Origin of the sequence: Acaryochloris thomasi RCC1774, assembly GCF_003231495.1 — a bacterium.
GTDB lineage: Bacteria > Cyanobacteriota > Cyanobacteriia > Thermosynechococcales > Thermosynechococcaceae > RCC1774.
This window is the reverse complement of the sequence record NZ_PQWO01000001.1, coordinates 294355-313377: the sequence shown is the minus strand read 5'-3', so window position 1 is coordinate 313377 and position 19023 is coordinate 294355. Positions and strand designations below refer to the sequence as shown.

Genomic DNA, 19023 nt, shown 5'->3' with positions numbered 1-19023 from the left:
AGAGAGTATTGCAGAGTCGGTCCCCGGTGCCAGTATGACTTGCGTGAGTGCCGTGGCAATCTACATCAATGACATTTCTACATGAGACCCAACTAAAGGAATTGATGGAGTCAACGGGTAGACCCCGGGTCTCGATCTATATGCCCACTGACTTGACAGAACAGCAGGCTCCCTCTGCTCCTATCCGTTTGAGGCGTCTACTCAACGAGGTTCAGGTCCAGCTCGCAACCGGAAAATGGTTCCCATTCGATGCCGTGGCGCTGCTTAGATCATTGAAGGCACTGATTGAGCAGCATGACTTTGGGCAGCAGCGGCAGGGGCTGGCAATTTTCTGTAGTCCAGAGATATTTCGCACCTACTCACTGCCCATCCGTTTCCGAACCTTGGCCATTGTTACCCATCGCTTTCATCTCAAACCTTTGCTGCCACTGCTCACGGAGAACACGAAATTTTTAATTCTGGCGGTGCACCAAAATCAGCCCCGACTCTTTCGGGCAACTCAACACTCCATTGAACCCCTTAATCTAGCGGACGTGCCTCAAAGTCTTGCGAAAGTCTTACTCCGCGACAATTTTGAAGAACAACTTCAACGTTACGATCGCAGTACCATCAGCCATTCTCCTGTTGATCAGAGACAAGGGCTTGACCGCGCAGATAGTGAAATTTTTCGCCGCTTTCAAAAGATCAATGAGCGAGTGATGTCTTGGCGGCATGATCCGCAGATACCTTTGCTCTTGATGGGGACGGAAGCTCTGTGTTCTATTTATCAGCGTGCTAATCCCTGTACGTCTATACTTCATACATGCAGAGCAGATAATCAAGAATTGCTCAGTTCTGAATCACTGCATCAGTACGCTTGGCAGACGGTTGCCCCCCATTTTCAGCACGTGAAGCAACAGGCGATCTCACAATACCGATATTTATCTTCAACAGAGCAAACCCATACCGATTTACAGGGTATTGTTCGAGCGGCTCACAATGGCCAAGTTGAGACTTTATTCGTGGCTGCTGGGAGACAGATCTGGGGTCGCTTCAATCCACAGACTGACAAGATTGAGTTGCAAAAAAGTAGGGTCGAGGAGCTAGACGATCTATTAAATTTTGCCGCAGTACAGACCTGGCTGCGGGGCGGGCAGGTTCATATTTTGGAGCAGATGCCTTTTGATAACGTTCCTATAGCCGCGATTCTCCGTCGGTAGTTCGTCTGTGGAAGCAATGCTGTAAAAAGAGATTGACATGGTGGCAGCCCCTAGCGCTGTCCTTGTTGATAAGTAGACCGCATCTCGCGAGGCTGTCATTGACTTATAACTCATCCGCCCTAGGCTTGTTGTTATGACCGATCTACTGCTGATGCTCTGATAACGGACGTGCAGTCACCACTCTGATCGATGACATCCAAAAATTGTTGGATAAAGGGCTCGATGTTTACCGCACCTTTCTGGCGGATGTTGATAAACACAGTGGGTGTCTCCTGAACGCCTTGCTGTTGACCACTTTCCACATTGGCTTGGATCTGTGAGTGGTGGGCGTGCCCGCCGATCTCTTGCAAAAATTGACAGATATTCAGTCCTAGTTCATCGGCATATGCGACGAGAGAGGCATCATCGAGGGCCTGTTGATTTTCAAATAGCTTGTCGTGCATTTCCCAGAACTTACCCTGGCTTCCGGCAGCCTCAGCGATGGCTGCTGCTTTCTGAGATTGAGCATGAATTTCGGGTCTTGGGAAATGGCGGAAAATAAAGCATAGCTGATTACCGAGGACGTGGCGTAGTCTTTCTACCGCTTGATGGGCTTTTCCAGACTGGGGACATTGATAATCACCATAGGTCATCATTAATAGAGCTGCCGATAACGAGCCTCGGGTGTGGTCAACATCTTTGATGGTTGGCATCGTTTCCTGGAGTGGCATGTCGATATTCCCATCGGGGTTGGGGGTATTACTTCTACCATCGTCAGAGATAGCTCTAGAAAACACGACTACCGCAAACGCAGGATGTTTGCTGAGCGATCGCAAGGCTTGTTTCCCTATCGATCGGCTAGGGTCGCTAATCACCGATAGCTATCTCATATTTGCGTTTTCTGCAGTTTTACCCTCTAAGACAGAGATAAAATCTGAATATAACTTTCTGATGGCTATAGGTCCGCGATTTGATCTAATTGTGGGTGTATAGCTGGGATTACAGCTTTAAAAACAAAATGATGCTGCGCTTCACGTCTCTCTCGGTGGCTGTATGACGGAATACGTGTGGAGCGATTTCGCAAGAATATAATAGAGGACAACAAGAATTAGGTAGACTGCTTTGCCGTAATGGGCAAGATTAACATATACGCCGTGGGTCATTAGAATAAGTCTACTGTCACTGGCTTTCAGGACGTGCAAGCAAGATAAGGAAAGCCACTGCATGAGAAAATCGAGTCACTGATTGACTGTCTCTATTGCTGGCAAGCGCGACTATGACTGCGACGGCGAACGGACATTTACCCTCTCCACCCGATGAGCCGCAGCGACGAGATGCGCTGCTGAGTGGGGTCGCCGAAGCAGCACGGCGGCTCTTAGTTGTCGCAGATTTTGATGCGGCAGTGAACGGGGCGTTGGATGCGATCGCAACCTCCGCTGGCATAGATCGCATCTTCATCTACCAAAACCACGTTGATCCTCAAACCCAAAGAGAATTTGCGACCTGCCCCTATGAGTGGACCGTCCCAGAGGTCGTGAAAAGTCGTGAAATATCGGGCCAATACCCGATGTTGTATAGCGAAATTGACGGCTATCGCGATTGGCTCAATGAGCTAAAGGCTGGTCGCTCAGTACAAAAGCTGGCCCAGGAAATGTCAGCAGCCGGCCAAGCGAAACAGAAACAAGAACAGGCGCTGTCAGTATTGACGGTGCCGATTTTTATACAAGGTATATATTGGGGCAATTTTGGCTTTGATGACTGCACCACTGCACGAGTGTGGAGCGAGGCAGAGATTGCGGTACTTGAGACGGCGGCAGCCAACTTTGCAGGAGCGCTGCAGCGGCGAGCAAGTCTGGCTGATTTGGAGAGCTTTAACCAGCAGCTACAGCAGCGGGATGCATTACTCAACAGCGTCAATGCGGCAGCACAATGTTTGGTGGCCAGTGAGGATTTTGCTCAGACCATTCATGAAGCACTCAAGATTTTAGGGGAAGGAACTCAGCAAGACCGAGTTTATGTGTTTGAGAATCTTCTCGATCCTGAAACAAAAGAGATTCTTTGGGCTCTCCCTTACGAGTGGACAACACCCGGCATTCCTGCCTCGACGGTGGTTGCCGATGCGTTACCTCTTGCAATGAATGCCTTCCCATCACATCTTGTCGAGTCAATGTCGCAAGGGCAAGTGGTCAAGCTTCTAACTCGCGACCTTGATGGTGTTGCACGAGATGTAAATGTAGCGGGCCAAACTCAATCCTTAGTCGCGGTTCCAATTTCGGTGGCAGGTCAGTGGTGGGGCGTACTGGGTTTTGATGACTGCACTACAGAGCGAGTTTGGTCTGATGCTGAAATTGCAGTTTTAGAGACGGCGGCGACCTGTATCGGGAATGCGATTGAACGCGATCGCAATCTAAAACAAAAGGAAGCCACTGCCTTGGCCCGTGCGACTGAGCTAGAAGCCCACAATCAGGTTTTAGAAGGGCGCGATCGCATCTTAGAAGCCACAGCAGCGGCGGCAAATATTCTGCTCACGATTGAAGACTTTGATCAGGCTGTCAACACAGCCCTGCAAATTGTTGGGGAAGCCGTTGACACCGATCGGGTGGGCATCGTTGAACATCTTGAAAATCCGTCAGAGACATCTTTTGGGCTGTGGCAGGTTGTCTATGAATGGAACTCTCCCCACACCGCCTTGGTTGCACATAGACATCATCCTGAACTGATGCAGGGTTCCTATGAAGGCGTTGCAGAACACTATGCACAGTTTATTCGGGGCGAAGGATTTAGTTTCTTGATCGATGATCTATCCGGACCCTTGCACAATATTCAACAAAAGATTGGCGTACAGTCAATGCACGTGGTTCCTATCCTGCTGCAGGGGCGCTACTGGGGCATTATTTACTTTGACGATTGTCGCGTATCACGACAGCGAAGCGATGCTGAACTAGCGGTTTTAAAAACTGTTGCCGACTGTATTGGAAGTGCTATTGAACGCGAACGACTTCGTGATGCAGAGCTACAAAATCGCGAAGCCCGCGAAGCTGCCGAGCGCAATGTGTTGTTAGAGCGCGAACAGGCAGCCCGAGACCGAGTGACAGAACTTGTCAAAGCTAATGATGTCATCAAAGAAACCTTAGACACATTGGCAACTGAGCCAGAGCTGGAACGTTTTTTGGGCTACGTATTGCAAGCCATTGCGCAGCAATTCAATGCACCTCTTTTAGAATACTGGCGGCATGAAGATAAAACTGCATACCTAGAGCTGGCTGTTGTAAATGGAGAAATCTTAGTCAGTGAAAAGCTTGTAGGGCATCACGGCGTTGAGGGTTTTCCGGTGCCGCCGCCATTAATCCATAACGAAAAACTTTTGCATCGTACTCAGCATATTGAGGCAGATTTTTCTCTCAACAATCCATTTGCTTCTCCTATTGTGCAAAACGTATGGACTTGGTGTGAACAGCATGGCGTAACTCACCCCGTAGATAAAGCAATTAACTTTCCGGTTATCCTTGGCGATCGGTCCTATGGGTCAATCGCTGTTTTATTACCTGAAGGACAAACATTCTCAGAGCATGCAGTACAGCTAGGCTATGCCCTCACCAATCAGGTCGCTTTAGCTGTTCAGCTCACTCACTTAGCTGAACAGAGTCGACAGTCTGCAATTGTTCAGGAGCGGGAACAGGCGGCCCAAAATCGGGTTGCAGAACTGGCCAAAGCAAACGATGTTCTCAAAGAGACATTAGATACATTGGCTGCTGAGCCAGAGTTAGAGCGTTTCATCGGCTATGTATTGCAGGCAGCATCGCAGCAGTTTAATGCGCCCTTAGTTGAATATTGGCATCATAGTGAACAAAGTGTGGCCTACATAGAGCAGGCTGCAGTTCAGGGAGAAATTGCAACTGCTGAGCAACTGGCTGGGCACCCTGGCCTTGAAGGGTTTGCCGTGCTGTCAGAACTGGTCAATGAGGAGCAACTTCAGGAACGGCTCACTCATTTCTTAATTGATGATTTGGCGGCTGATCCCTTAGTTGCTGAGGTATATCCAAGGTTGTTGCGCTGGTGCGAACGTCAGGGAGTACGGCCCCATCGGGAGGTCAATATTCCGGTGACTTTGGGAGGAACGTCCTTTGGGTCACTGGTGATTTATCTGCCCCAGTCGCAGCAGTTCAGCGATGAACAAATTGAGCTGGGCTACGCGCTGGCCCACCAAATGAGTTTGGCCATCCAGCTAACCCAGTTGTCAGAAGAAACTAAACGGGTAGCGTTGCTTGAAGAACGCGATCGCATCTCCCAGCAACGGGCCATTGAGCTATCTCAGGTCAGCAACGTTCTCAAAGACAGCCTCAATCGGTTAGCCAGTGAACATGATTTGGATGTGTTCTTGGGCCATGTCGTCGATACGATTAACCAGCAAGTTGGCGCAGCAGCAGGCCATATTTTTCTCCACGATCCAAAGACAGATACTTTGTCTCAGCGACTATCCGTCAGATTTGGCCAAATGACAACTGGCTCTGCTGAACATGACCCTCCAATTTTTCATGCTCCTGTGCCTGCAAACATCACACCTGCATACGCCCTAATGTGTGAGTCAAGGGAAATCATCCTAGCTAGCATGAATAGTGATGAGCCACTCTTCTGGCCAGGAACCTTGGAATGGCATCGTCAGATGGGGCATCAAGAGGCGGCAGCACTGGCCCTTAGAGCAGGCGATCGAGCGATCGGCTGGCTAGGTTTAGCTTTCACGGATAAAAACAGTCTTACCCCTGAAGAGAAAGAACTGATCTTCGCTCTTGCAGATCAAGCTGGTCTTGCCATTCAAATGGCTCAGCTTGCTGAAGAAACGAAACAAACAGCAGTGATCAAAGAGCGTGAACAGTTCGCTCAAACGCGCGCCACTGAGCTAGAAACACACAATCAGGTTTTAGAGAAACGCGATCGCATCCTTGAAGCGACAGCAACGGCCTCAAATATCTTGCTCAGTGATGGCGATTTTGATACGGCAGTCAGTTCAGCATTGCAAGTCTTAGGCGAAAGTGTAGGATGCGATCGCGCTTTCGTTGCTCAACAATTCAATGATCCAGTCGGTGAAACCCTCGGGTTCTTGCGAATTCTGTACGAATGGGATTCACCGGGTATTAGTTCACAAACGTCTGACTATGAAGGTCTACAGGATATCAGCTGGCAAGATTGGAGCATAGAAGATTGGTATTATCGCAACCTTAATGGGAAGGCATTTGGGCAGACAATCGATAACTTCTCTGAACGTTTCCGACAGCTGCAGCAAGAAGTTGGCTCCCAGGCCGTACACAATATTCCTATTTTTGTAGAAGGTAGCTTTTGGGGGGTCGTTGGAACTGATCACTGCTGCGAAAAGAGACTTCTAACAGATGCGGAGCTAGCGGTATTCAAGACGGCAGCAAGCTGTATTGGTAACGCGATTGAACGCGAACAGATCCGCAAAGCTCGCGAAGCCGCCGAACGGAATGTATTACTTGAGCGAGAACAATTTGCCCAAACTCGTGCTGTTGAGTTGGAAAACCACAATTTAGTTTTAGAGAAACGCGATCGCATCCTAGAGGCGACAGCCGCCGCTGCTAACGTGATGTTGACAGCCATTGACTTTGACAGCGCCATCCATACCGCCCTCCAAATTGTCGGTGAAGGTCTAGAGGTTGATCGCATCAACTTGGGAGAGCATTTTGAAGCAATCTCTCAGCAAGAGTCCGGCTATCACCAATTCTTGTATGAATGGAATACCCACAACACACCCAGACAAATGGATCTGCCTGCATTCGCACGGATCAGCGACAGCGGTATGGAATTTGCGGTTGATGCTCTGCGAAGAGGAGATGCCTTTGGCGGCATCGTTGATGAACTACCTGAACCCTTTCGCAGCGAGCAATTGGGGCTGGGCGTTATGTCTACCTACGCTATTCCCATCCACGTGGACAACAATTTTTGGGGAGTAATTGCCTTTGATGACTGTCACCAGTTAACTCGCCGCAGTGAAGCTGAACTCGAAGCTCTCAAAACCCTCGCCAACTGTATTGGTAATGCTATTGATCGCGATCGCATTCGTAAAGAACGTGAGGCCGCTATTCTAATCCGAGCAACAGAGTTAGAGGCGTACAATCAAGCCTTAGAAGAGCGTGATCTAATTCTGGAAGCCACTGCAGCAGTCTCAAATGTCCTGCTCACCGACATAGACTTCGATACAGCGTTCAATGAAGCCATGCAAATCATTGGTGAAGCCGTGGGCACCGATCGCGTTGGCATTGCTGAAAATCTTGCAGATCTCACTGAGACAGAACCAGGACACTGGCGCGTCATTAATGAATGGACAGCCCCTGGAATTACACCCGTTGCTCAGATCCACGATCCTGAGCCGATGCAGGGCAGCTATGCCGGAGCCGAACAGCTCTATGCCCTGCATCAAAGGGGAGACGGATTTAGCCTGTTAACTGAGCAGATGACAGAACCCTTCCGCAGCAGCATGACCTTTGTGGGTGTGCAAACCTTACACTCCGTTCCGATTATCCTGCGCGGCAACTATTGGGGAACGATCGTGTTTGGGGACTGCCGCCAACAACGACTGCGAAGTAGCGCTGAACTCGCTGCCCTGCAAACGGTGGCAGACTGCATCGGTAACGCCATTGACCGCGATCGCATTCGCAAAGAACGTGAAGCTGCTGCCCAAGCCCGCACGACTGAACTGGAAACCTTTAATCAGCAGCTACAGCTGCGAGACAGTCTCCTCAACAGCGTTAACGCTGCTGCCCAGTGCCTAGTTGCCACCGAAGATCTCTCCACCGCTCTTCCCGCGATGCTGCAAATCTTAGGGGAAGGGACAAGGCAATGCCGCGCCTATATCTTACAAAACTCACAAGATGAGCAAACCCACGAACTGATCTTCAACCTCACCCTCGAATGGAATGCTCCAGGCATTCCCACAAAACGGGAGGCGGGTGGCCGATTCCCAGTCCCCATCAACGCATTCCCTGACCACCTAACCGCCCCACTCAAAGCAGGGCGCTCTACCCAATTTCTAGCCAGCGAACTTGATGGATTAGATAAACGAGACCAGGGCCAAGCGCTTTCCTTGGTCGGAGTCCCCATCACTGTCGAAGGGGAATGGTGGGGCTTACTAGGACTCGATGACTGCATCTATGAGCGAGTTTGGAGCGAGGCCGAAATTGCTGTTTTAGAGACGGCGGCTACCTCAATCGGCAACGCTCTTGAGCGTGATCTGACCCGTAAAGAACGTGAAGCGGCAGCCAACCTGCGCGCCACTGAACTCGAAAATCATAATTTGGTGCTCAAGAAGCGAGATCGCATTTTAGCGGCTACGGCATCAGCGGCCAGTTCTCTGCTCGCCAGTGAAGACTTTGAGCAAGCCGTGAGCTTAGTGTTGCAAACCGTTGGTGAAGCCCTCAACACCAATGAATTTGGCATTGTACAAACGACAGGTGATCCTGAGGATCCGGCCTCTCTCCGCTGGGCTGTTTTGTACAAGTGGGACGTTGAGCAAGGGGGCTCTCGAGCGACCCCAGAGCAACCTTTGGAGCAGGGACCTTGTCTTCAGGCTTGGGAATGGCACCAACTGCTTTGCCGAGGACATAACTTCAGTGCCACGCTAGATGAAATGCCTGAGGCTTTCCGTCAACTTTCAGTTCAGTCGGGCATTCAGGTTAGGCATGGTATTCCTATCTTTGTCGCAGGGCAGTACTGGGGAATGCTAGGATTTTCTGATCGACAGGGAAGCCCGCAACGAATATCTGCTGAATTTGCAGCTCTAGAAACGGCAGCTGCTTGCATTGGCGGTGCTATTGAACGCGAGCAGCTGCGTCAAGCAGAACTCCTGACCCGAAAGGCCCACGAAGCAGCTGAACGTGAAGTTTTGCTCGCCCATGAACGTGCGGCCCGTGCGGTTGAACTTGAAACTGCCAACCAAATTCTTTCGACCCGAGAGCGTTGGCTAGACGCCACTGCTGCGGCTGCCAGCGAGTTGCTTGCTAATGCTGATGTGGGTGCCAGCGTTGATGCTGCGCTTAAGACCATTGGGGTGAACTTGGGTTGCGATCGCATCGGCATCATGCAGCACTTCTCAGAACCTACTGGCTTAGGATACTTTCGCATTCTCTACGAATGGGACTCCCCCAACACTCTCCCTCAAATTGTTGACCCCGAGATCAATCAGCTTCCCGCCAACCTGTTTGAAAACTGGTCTAGACAACTCATGGCAGACCACTGGGTCGGGGGGCTCGTCGCTGAGTTAGACGAACCCTTCCGCAGCACCATGCAAGAACTCAATACCCTCTCAACCTATGCTGTACCCATGTTTGTTGAGGCTGAGTTTTGGGGCCTCATGTTCATGGATCACTGTAAAGAAGTGAGGCAGTTGACCCCAGCAGAACTCGCCGTATTCAACACCGCCGCCACCTGCATCGGCAGCGCTATCTATCGAGATCAGATGAGGGCCGAACGAGAACAGGCTGAGCGCGATGTTCTACTGCAGCAAGAACGAGAACAAGCAGCCCAACAACAGGCTACCGAACTCGCTAAAGCCAACGAATCCCTGAATCGAACCATTGGGGCCTTAGCGGAAAATCCTGAATTACATGAATTTCTAGGATTGCTTTTGGCAGAACTTGCCCAGCAAACCAGCGCTTGTGAGACGCACCTTTTTCTCTATGATGCTGAAACCCATACGCTTAAACAGCATTGTGCAGTTAAGGACGGTCATATTTATATGGGGGCTACTCCCACCGACCCTGATATGTTTCGACATCCCTTCCCGGCAGATCTGACCGGAGCATGGCAGGCCATATTGGATGCTCCAAATCCCTTAACCTTCGATGACTTAGGCTCTTGGGACGAGAGCGAGCTTAGCCTTTGGTGGCCAGAGAGCATACCCTGGCATCGTAGAGAGGGGCATCGTGATGTGGCTTGCGCCCGCATGAAAGCCGGTAATCAACCCATTGGATTCATCGGCTTCGCCTTCCGAGATCGCACCAGTCTCACCGATGGTCAGCTTGAGTTTATTCAAGCCCTCACCAACCAAGCCACCCTTGCGATTCAGCTCACCCGTTTGGCAGAGCAAAACCAAAGTGCGGCCCTTGTCAACGAACGGAACCGTCTCGCTCGCGAAATTCACGACACTCTGGCTCAAACCTTTACTGGTGTTTCCTTGCAGCTCGAAGCTGTGCGTGGCATCACCACCCCCGCAAACGGAGCAGAACCCACCCTCGAAGACTTCAATGAAGCCCAAACCTATATCCGGCGCGCTCGTGACCTTGCCCGTGCCGGACTCTCTGAAGCGCGCCGCTCCGTCCGTTCTCTTCGCTCCGCCGCCCTAGAAACCGATGCCCTTCCCGATGCCCTCCGCAAAACCCTAACCCAAACGACCCGTGACACGGGCCTCGAAACCCATTTTTATCTCGAAGGTGATCCCATTCCCCTTCCGGATGATATTCAACTCAACCTGCTACGTATCAGCCAAGAAGCCGTTACCAATACCCTACGCTACGCCCAAGCCACTCAGCTTGACCTTACCCTGAGTTTCACCTCACAACCCAATCAACAACAAGTTCAGCTCCGCGTCATAGACAATGGCAAGGGCTTCGACACTACCCAACTTTCCCAAAAAGGTGGCTTTGGTCTCTTGGGTATTCGTGAACGTACCGCCCACTTTGAGGGCACTTTTGAACTACTCAGCACCCCAAATATTGGTACCACCCTCGATATTGTTATCCCTCTATCCCCGTAACCTAGAGCTTTGCCCCTATGACGACTGCCGCAACTCCCATCACGATTATGGTCACTGAAGATCATGGCATCGTTCGTCAAGGCATCATCTCCATCCTGGAGCGCCAGCCCGACTTTACCATTGTTGCCGAAGCCAAGGATGGCCTCGAAGCCGTCGCCCTCTATGCCACCCATCAGCCCGACATCACCCTCATGGATCTTCGGATGCCCAACCTAGAAGGGGTCGAAGCCATTACCCGTATTCGGGAATACAGCCCCGACGCTCGCATTATTATTCTCACCACTTACGACACCGACGAAGATATCTACCGAGGGCTGCAGGCCGGAGCCAGAGGCTACATTCTTAAGGATGCTGATTTTGAAGATCTCGTCGATGCCGTTCGTACAGTTCACAAAGGCAAACGCTACCTGCCTCCAAACGTCGCTCTCAAACTGGCTGAGCGAATGGATACCGAAGAGTTAACTGAACGAGAACAGGACGTTCTCAATCTGATGGTGTTAGGCACCAGCACCCCCGCCCTTGCCAAAGCTCTCAACATCTCTGAGGGAACCGTCAAGTTTCACATCAACCATATTTTTCAGAAGCTGGGCGTCAACGACCGTACCCAAGCTGTGATTGCCGCACTGCGCCGGGGCCTTGTGCGTCTAGATGACTAGCAGTCAACGCCTGTCAACCTAGCCGATCGGTTAGGGTGCCTCCCCACCCATCGCTATGGATGCCACCCGCTTACCCAGTAGAGATAGCTCCCTACTGGTGACTGTGTAAAAAGTCAGGCTTCTGGCTAGTCGTGGCCGGAGAGCAATATCTCTAGGATAGGTTCATTGCTTCATCTGGCTAGCCATGACTGACACCCCTCCACCACAGTCTTCAGAGACCTATGAATTTGACGGCTACAGTATTTTTTACTGTGCCGCAGCACCGACAGACTGGCCGCAAGAGTGTCATGAGCAGGTCGAAATCTTAGTGCCTTTCGGCAGGACTGTCGCAAACCTGACGTGGCAGGAGGCCCAAGATCAGCAACAAGAAATGCTTTGTCCTGAGCAAGTATGTATCATTCCGGCTCAGCAGTCCCATGCCCTTCAGCTTGCTGAACCGAGTGAACTGATGCAGATTTTTTTAGACCCTCAGTTCATCGTCCGTACAACCCATGAGGTGCTGCGCAGCCCTCACTGGAGTCTCACCGGTCACTATGCTCTCGAAGATGAAACAATCCGCTCTGTCGCTCAGATGCTCCGGCCTTGGCTGACTGAGCGTTGCTCGGTCTCTAATCTATATCGCACGATGCTGGTCAAGCTACTCGCGGTTCACTTGATTGCCAAATATGCCCAGGCTGATATTGTACCCATTGGATCTGAGGGAGGGGTTGCGATTTCAAAGCTAGCTCCTGTTCTCAACCATATTCATCGATGCATTGACGAAAACCTCAAAATTGCCGATCTTGCCGATATCTATGGCGTGAGCCCCTCTCATTTTTCCCGCGTCTTCAAAGATGCCGTGGGCCAATCGCCCCATCAATACATTCTCTCGCAGCGGATCAACTTAGCAAAGCAGCTGTTAGCTGAAACGGATCTATCCATTGCCGACATTACCTTAGAGTGCGGCTTCTATGATCAAAGTCACTTCATCGTTCAGTTCCGTCGGTTCACCGGCACCACCCCCAAGACCTATCGCAACAAGTGTTCTATCCCGCCATTATCAGTCCATAGTGTAGGGATCCCCCCTCAGCTTCACAGCCAATGGGTCTAATTTTCTGTTCCTCGCAGATTTTTCAGAGAGTGCGAAGGCCAATTTTGTAGGATTGACGCAAGCATTTCTTTTCGTCCACCCACCCACACGGAGCTGACTTCCTATGCATCGCTTCTTCTCTCCAGGCATTGCTGCTCTATTGATGATCACAACGGGGCCAACCGCCGCTGCAGAACCAGCCGCCATTGCAGCCAAAGCATCTGCTTCAGCTCCCAATATGAACTTCAGCCTCCTCGCTCCCGCTTGAATATTTATTTGGATCCTAGTGAGAGAAATTATGTCTAGCATAAAACCCTCTATTGCCCCTCAGCTTGCGACGAGACAGCAGGTGATGGATCCAGAGCAGGTCTATCATCATCAGCGACTGGCCGATCTGGGTGCATTCTCAGCCATGATGGTGCATGAGCTGCGCAATCCGCTCACCACACTGATGATGGCGCTAGACCATTTTCAGTCTCTAGAACTGCAGCCCAGCTCTCAAGAGCGATTGGATTTAGCGATCTCAGAGGTCGATCACCTTGGAGAGCTACTTAATAGCATCCTCAACTACTCAAAATATCAGTCACTCAACCGACAGCTGCTGGAACTCAATGACTTTGTCCAAACTGTTCTGGATGAATGGGACGTGACACCAGCGGCTGCGACTCGAAAGCTCAGCTTTACCCGTGCAGACGAAAATTTGACTGTTCTCATTGATCCAGCAAAGTTCAAGCAAGTGCTCATCAACTTGGTTCGTAATGCGGTGGAAGCAACCCAGCCTGGGGAAAGTATCTGTTGCACGGTCTTTAAGACAGATGCGAAGGCGTATATTCAAATTCAGAATCCGGCTCCATTGATCCCTCCGAGTGAGATTGAGAAGCTAGCCAACCCCTTTTTCTCAACAAAGCAGAGTGGAACGGGGTTGGGGCTGGCGATTGTTAAGCAGCTGGTCGAAGCCCATCAGGGTGATTTTATTGTGGAATCAGATGTTCAAAACGGTGTGTGCGTTTGTATTGGGTTGTCTTTCGAAGCAGCATTCTAATATCGTGGACTTACGACCAAAGAATTTATTATCCTTCCACGTGACGTTCTTCAGGTGAAACGGTCTCTTGGACTTGTTGCAGTAAGGCTTGCACAAATGAATCATTCTCTTGCATCAGTTCTTCCTGTTCTTCTACCGTGATCGTTCGTTGCTGAAGTAATTTTGCGACAGGCTTTGTCTCCTCTAGGTCCATGAACATGGTGACAAGCCGACCTTGCGTTTGTTCTAAAGCACTCCCAAGATTGGCTTTGTCCTGATTTAATGCTTCAATTTTTCCTTCAAGTTCTGAAACTTTATCCTGATTGGCTTGGTGTTTACGCTGGTAGCGTATTTGCAAGTAAATCGTCAGGGGAATTAAGACGAGCAGCGCGATGTATGTGAGGTCCGGCGATAAGTTTGTGTCCATAGTATTTTGGCTTGTGGATAGTGTGTCATCTATTGCTTTGTTGCCCAAAGGAGAAGAGCTAAGTTCCGCTTCCAAGTTATTGTTTGGAGGCCTTGCCTCTAAAATCGTTCCCGTCTTAGGAGATTGCTTGTTAGTCTCTGAAGAGGGGGTCAGGAATGTCTCTATTGGTATGCTGCTTGTTTTTTGAGTCAGTGCATTAGCAGGTTCTCCCGTGAGAGAGCTTTGTGAATAAACGCTTTGGGATGGGTTTGTGTGACTAGCTCCGGCTAAACTCAAAACTTCATCGAACGTAGTCGTCAAAGCATAGGCTGCTTCCAGCGACTGTCGCTGATTACCCGCGACAGCAGATGCATCAAGCTGAGTTAAATACTTCGATATATTCTGTATTTTTGTACTGGCCTCGCCTTTTTGAGATAAAGATAAAGATTTCTCGAGAAATCTCAAACGGATCTCAAAATCACCCAATGGCCCTCTCAGAAATGATTTCACCTCGCTCCAGTTTTCGTCCTTGATTAGCGACTCAAGCTCTAGAAGTCGAGTCTGCAATGGCGTCAATCTCATTGCGTATTGTTGGACGTGACTAACGTTAGGATCAAGCGGATTGCTCTCTAATGCTGATGCTTCAAATAACCCTAGGCTTGAAATAAGCCAAGCTGCTATGGCTACAAGAATGACCAACATTGACCTATAGAATTTCACGCTTTTCCTCCTTGAGAGGGCAAGAAACTTATTTAGGGCCATCAAGCACGACGCTGTATCAAGAACTAAAACCTGCGATAGCGCATGTCTAATTCGGATAAGCAATTCGTGGGATATGGGACAGAATTATGCGTCAACTAGACCATCAGTACTTGCTAATGTCTGCTTCGGATTCTGATATAGCCGTACTCGGCTGAGTTAGGACAACCCTTCTTTAACAGATATGGTATTCAGCCATTTTGACGCCCTAATCGATACGCGCACTGCTATAGATATGGATTTGTGCAAATGCAGTACAGACAGAGATCTCTAATTATTTCGCGGATAATCAGAGATCTGTCTGTGAACAGAATAAGTAATTTTGTTGACTTAAACCTGATTTAGGCAGGAAAGTTATAAAAATTAAATCATAAGTGAAACCAATGAATGAATCCCTCGGCCTGAGTCAGCCGTCTAAACTCTCTTGTGAATAGAGGTCGCCCTGTCTTCAATGTCGAATGTTGGGAGACTCCAAACTCATCTTGATGCCTTGTTTTGGGCGTAAGGTAATCGACGGTAGTAGCTCAATGGCCTGATCTGGAACCAGCGTGAAGTGAAATTGCTTGGCAAGCATCGCCAAGCTTAAGGTTGCTTCCATCATTGAGAAGGCTTTGCCAATGCAAACCCTCGGCCCCGCACCGAATGGAAAATAAGCGCAGCGAGGAAGTTTGTTCTCCAAGTTATCTTGCCAGCGTTCGGGTAAAAACTGCTCTGGATTTTTGAAGAAGCGAGCATCCCGATGGACGACCCACTGGCTAAAGTAAACAGCCGTTCCTTTTTTTAGTGAATAGGGGCCTATCTGGCAGTCTTGCGCGACTTCTCGACTTAATGCCCAGGCTGGTGGATATAATCGCATCGATTCTTTGAGAACCATTTCTGTGTAAGGCAATTGGGGTAGGTCGGTGACATCTGGATCTCTTCCCTTCAAGATTGATTGGGTCTCTCTTGTTAGATTTGTCGCAGCTTCAGGGTTTTGGGCCAGTAGCATCAAGGTCCAAGTCAGGGCGTTGGCCGTGGTTTCATGCCCCGCTAACAATAGCGTCATGACTTCATCCCGCAGCTCATTGATCGAGAGCTGGCTGCCATCTTCATCTTGGGCTGAGAGTAAATTAGACAGTAAGTCATCTTGGGGAGAATGACGACGCTGTTCAATGATGTTGTCTACGATTTTGTTGAGGTGCTTGATGGCTTGATTCCCCCGAAGATTGCTGGGCGTAGGCATCCAAGAGGGGAACAGAAAGCCGGTCTGGGTTTTGTGATAGTACTGGAGCATAATCGCCTCTAGGGCTTCCCCAGTCTCTAGGGCTGTTTGGGTGATATCAACTCCGAACAGTGCTCTGGTGATCACCTTGACGGTGAGCTGACTCATCTCCTGATGGATATCGCGGACTTCTCCGGCCTTCCAGGTGCTAAGCATTTGAGCGGTGTCTTCTACCGCCGTTGCCGCGTAGGCCGCAATCCGTTCCTGGGTAAAAGCGGGCTGCATGAGGCGTCGATGCCGCTGCCATAAATCTCCATCGCTGAGTAGTAGGCCGTTGCCGAAGATTCCGGCTAGAGAGCGATAGCTAATGTCTTTGATAAAGTGCTGGTTTTGCTTGCTGAGAATTTCGGCAATCAGGTCAGGATGGTGGAACAAATAAACTTGAGTTGAACCGATGCTAATCTTGGCGACGTCTCCGTATTCTTGAACACATTGCTCTGAGAATTTGATGGGTTCTCGGGAAAACTTTAGGAGTTGTCGGATGGCAGAGAGTCCCTTGATTGTGGGGACTTTGGTGGAGTAGGAGGACGAGGAGGGTGCTGCTGTCATAATTCACTGTGCTCCTTGATTATTTAGAGGAGGGTTGCTAGGATTTGCGATCGCATCTCACCCCTCCCAGACGAAAAAGATATAGCTAAGGTTGAACAATGCGTAACACATGCCCATCTGGATCCTGAACTAGAAATCCCTTACTAAAGCCCAAGGAGCGATTGGGTAATTCAACGACCCCTGGAGACACAAAGGTGGCACCCCCAGTACGAAGCTGGTTGGCAACAGCATCAACATTATTCACTTCAAGAGTGGTTTGCCAATGCAAGAGATCGTTTGCGCGAGAATCCTGGGGTTTGGGGCGGCCTCCGGTGGGCGCTAAATAATTGAGAAACTCGATGCCGGGTCCGCTAGAGGCTTTTAAGCCGCTAATTAAAAGTCTGGCTCCAAACACGTTATTCAGGTGCTCTTGCTCGGTGCCGAAGTTCTCGCTTTGACCGGCTAGCTCAAGACCCAGCAGATCTTGGTAAAACTTGAGGCTGGCAGGGGTACTGGAAGTTGCGATCGCAGTGTGGTCAATTCCTAAAAACAGCTCATCCGTCGGCTTCTGCCAGCGCGGATCGCCTTTATCCACTGGGAAGAAAATCACCTCTAAATTGTGACCGTCAGGATCTTGAAAATAAAATGCCTCAATCCCCGCTGCTGCCGGAATCGTTTCGGGTAGCTTCTGAGGCTCTGTCGAAACATGCTGCACTTTGTATTGGCGCAGGTGCTGATAGGCCTTATCCATATCGCGCACCACGATCGCAATATGCTGGAACCATAAATCATTGCTGCGAGAATCAACCGGGATTGGTTTACCCTTAGGCGTCAGATATTCCGTCAGTTCAATCGTTTCTTGCCCAAGCTGCATTTTGACCACCCGCATCCGCAGGCCAAATACACCTTGAAGTCTCTCGTATTCGGTGCCAAAGACCTCAACATCAGAGATGGACTTGAAAGACAAAACATCTCGATAGAACGCAATGGACTGATCCATATCCGAAACCGTCATACCAATGGATGTAACATCAACGGCTTGAGATATCTTCTGAGCGACCTGAACAACTTTGGGTCGAGCTGGAGGTTTTGGGATTTGAGAAGTTGCTGGAAGGCCAGTTGCGATCGTTCCCAGCAGGCTGAGCAGGACTATCAAAGGAAACGATTTGGGTCTCATAGTTCAGTTTTGTTGGTGATATCGGCTGTCCGGCAGCTTGGCTTCTTCCGTATGCCCATTCAATATTTCTCTCATCGAGCATGACGAGATGTTGTGCTGCATTGAATAGATTGTTCAAACTCAGTGGCCCATTATACAAGTGCTCTTTGAGGATCAGATAATGGGATGCTGAACGCAAAAATAGATGTTGCTGAGAAGTTTAAATTTTAGAGTCCAATGATTCTCTCTAAAGCGTTTGGCACAGTTACACGCGAGGAATTTATACCGAAAAGTCAGCTTTCTCATAGGCTTGGCATCCGGCTCTGGTCGCAACCGGTGGCGACCGTGGCAACTTGCATGTCTGTTGTTTTTATTTGTGCGATGGTCTCCGACCGGCCTTCGGCCATCGCAAACCCATACGTAACAGATTCTTGCCAACCCAGACTTAAAGTCGGAGTATGAGGTACTTGAAGATGAGTTTACTCTTGTTCACCAAACGATTGAAGTCTACTCTCTAGCTGTTTTACTATCTGATCGGCAGATAGCACAGGGATGTGAGCTGTTTTGAAGTCTTGGGGATTGCGGGTAATGATCGCCTCTAAATTCTGTGTTTCAGCGCAGGCGATTTGTACGGCATCCTCAAAGTCAGCCAAGCCAGATTTGAGGGCTGTTTCGAGTATGAAGCCATCGACAGGACAAATGCTCAGAAGGGCAAGGGTTGTGATCAAGATTTGCCTTGCTTCTTCACGACTCTGAGATTGACGTCTGCAAATGTAGAAGATGTCAGTGATACTGGATGCTGTAACAAAGCCTTCTACTTTTGTATCTGCGATCGCATCAAACAGCTTTGACGCACTCTGAAAAAATGGCTCTCGCTCTAGAAAGAAGTCAAGAATGATGTTTGTGTCCAGCAGCACCCTCACGCAAGATATTTCTCCACAAGGCGTTCTTCCCGCATTGATTCGAGATCGGCATCTGAGGGGGCAGGCTGACCGGGTTGCTTGAGACAGCCTCGTAGTTGACTAACTAGAGCCTGACGGTCAACGGGGTCTTGTCGCTTAGCTTTCAGGGCCTGAACTAGACTTTCTAGAAGTACAAACTGCTCTTCAGATGACAATTGGTAGACTGCTTGCTGTAGTTCCTGTAGGGTCATGGCAGTTACACCGTGGGAAATATATATCACAATTTTAGTTGATGCATATGCGACTGATCTCTATCGGTTGAAA

The 19023-nt window shown here is 49.7% G+C and carries 12 protein-coding genes; 6 read left to right on the top strand and 6 right to left on the bottom strand.

Annotated features, from left to right (window positions below):
- Positions 1 to 68 precede the first annotated feature (68 nt).
- Positions 69 to 1199: a baeRF3 domain-containing protein gene (locus C1752_RS01555; protein ID WP_158534981.1), complete on the top strand. Its 1131-nt coding sequence runs from the start codon at positions 69 to 71 to the stop codon at positions 1197 to 1199.
- Positions 1200 to 1330: 131 nt separating this feature from the next.
- Here the strand turns inward: C1752_RS01555 and C1752_RS01550 are convergent, their stop codons facing one another.
- A complete protein-coding gene (locus tag C1752_RS01550) occupies positions 1331 to 2053 on the bottom strand; it encodes a DsbA family protein (RefSeq protein ID WP_233501249.1) in 723 nt (240 codons plus the stop codon).
- Positions 2054 to 2454: 401 nt separating this feature from the next.
- Here C1752_RS01550 and C1752_RS01545 point away from each other — a divergent pair, with 401 nt between their 5' ends.
- The 5 genes from C1752_RS01545 (at position 2455) to C1752_RS01530 (ending at position 13708) form a co-directional block, all read left to right on the top strand.
- Complete coding sequence (locus C1752_RS01545; RefSeq protein WP_110984283.1) at positions 2455 to 10941, top strand: GAF domain-containing protein; 8487 nt, start codon at positions 2455 to 2457, stop codon at positions 10939 to 10941.
- A gap of 17 nt (positions 10942 to 10958) precedes the next feature.
- Positions 10959 to 11597: a response regulator gene (locus tag C1752_RS01540; RefSeq protein WP_110984282.1), complete on the top strand. Its 639-nt coding sequence runs from the start codon at positions 10959 to 10961 to the stop codon at positions 11595 to 11597.
- 184 nt (positions 11598 to 11781) lie between these two features.
- Positions 11782 to 12687, top strand: coding sequence for a helix-turn-helix domain-containing protein (locus C1752_RS01535; RefSeq protein WP_110984281.1), 906 nt, complete (start codon positions 11782 to 11784; stop codon positions 12685 to 12687).
- Positions 12688 to 12790: 103 nt separating this feature from the next.
- On the top strand, positions 12791 to 12934 hold the full coding sequence (locus tag C1752_RS28245) for a hypothetical protein (RefSeq protein ID WP_158534980.1): 144 nt from the start codon (positions 12791 to 12793) through the stop codon (positions 12932 to 12934).
- Positions 12935 to 12964: 30 nt separating this feature from the next.
- Complete coding sequence (locus tag C1752_RS01530) at positions 12965 to 13708, top strand: sensor histidine kinase (RefSeq protein WP_110984280.1); 744 nt, start codon at positions 12965 to 12967, stop codon at positions 13706 to 13708.
- Between the two features lie 28 nt (positions 13709 to 13736).
- Here C1752_RS01530 and psbQ read toward each other — a convergent pair whose 3' ends face one another.
- From psbQ to C1752_RS01505, 5 genes are all read right to left on the bottom strand, one after another.
- Positions 13737 to 14795 carry a photosystem II protein PsbQ gene (psbQ, locus tag C1752_RS01525; RefSeq protein WP_110984279.1) on the bottom strand — a complete coding sequence of 353 codons (1059 nt, stop codon included), beginning with the start codon at positions 14793 to 14795 and terminating at the stop codon, positions 13737 to 13739.
- Positions 14796 to 15300: 505 nt separating this feature from the next.
- Complete coding sequence (locus C1752_RS01520; RefSeq protein WP_110984278.1) at positions 15301 to 16662, bottom strand: cytochrome P450; 1362 nt, start codon at positions 16660 to 16662, stop codon at positions 15301 to 15303.
- 85 nt (positions 16663 to 16747) lie between these two features.
- Positions 16748 to 17818, bottom strand: a complete 1071-nt coding sequence (locus C1752_RS01515; RefSeq protein ID WP_110984277.1) for a VOC family protein — start codon at positions 17816 to 17818, stop codon at positions 16748 to 16750.
- A gap of 458 nt (positions 17819 to 18276) precedes the next feature.
- The gene (locus C1752_RS01510; protein ID WP_110984276.1) at positions 18277 to 18720 is read right to left on the bottom strand and encodes a PIN domain-containing protein; all 444 of its coding nucleotides are present in this window, start codon (positions 18718 to 18720) and stop codon (positions 18277 to 18279) included.
- Positions 18717 to 18950, bottom strand: coding sequence for a hypothetical protein (locus C1752_RS01505; RefSeq protein WP_110984275.1), 234 nt, complete (start codon positions 18948 to 18950; stop codon positions 18717 to 18719). Before C1752_RS01505 ends, C1752_RS01510 begins: the two co-directional genes overlap by 4 nt.
- Positions 18951 to 19023 lie beyond the last annotated feature (73 nt).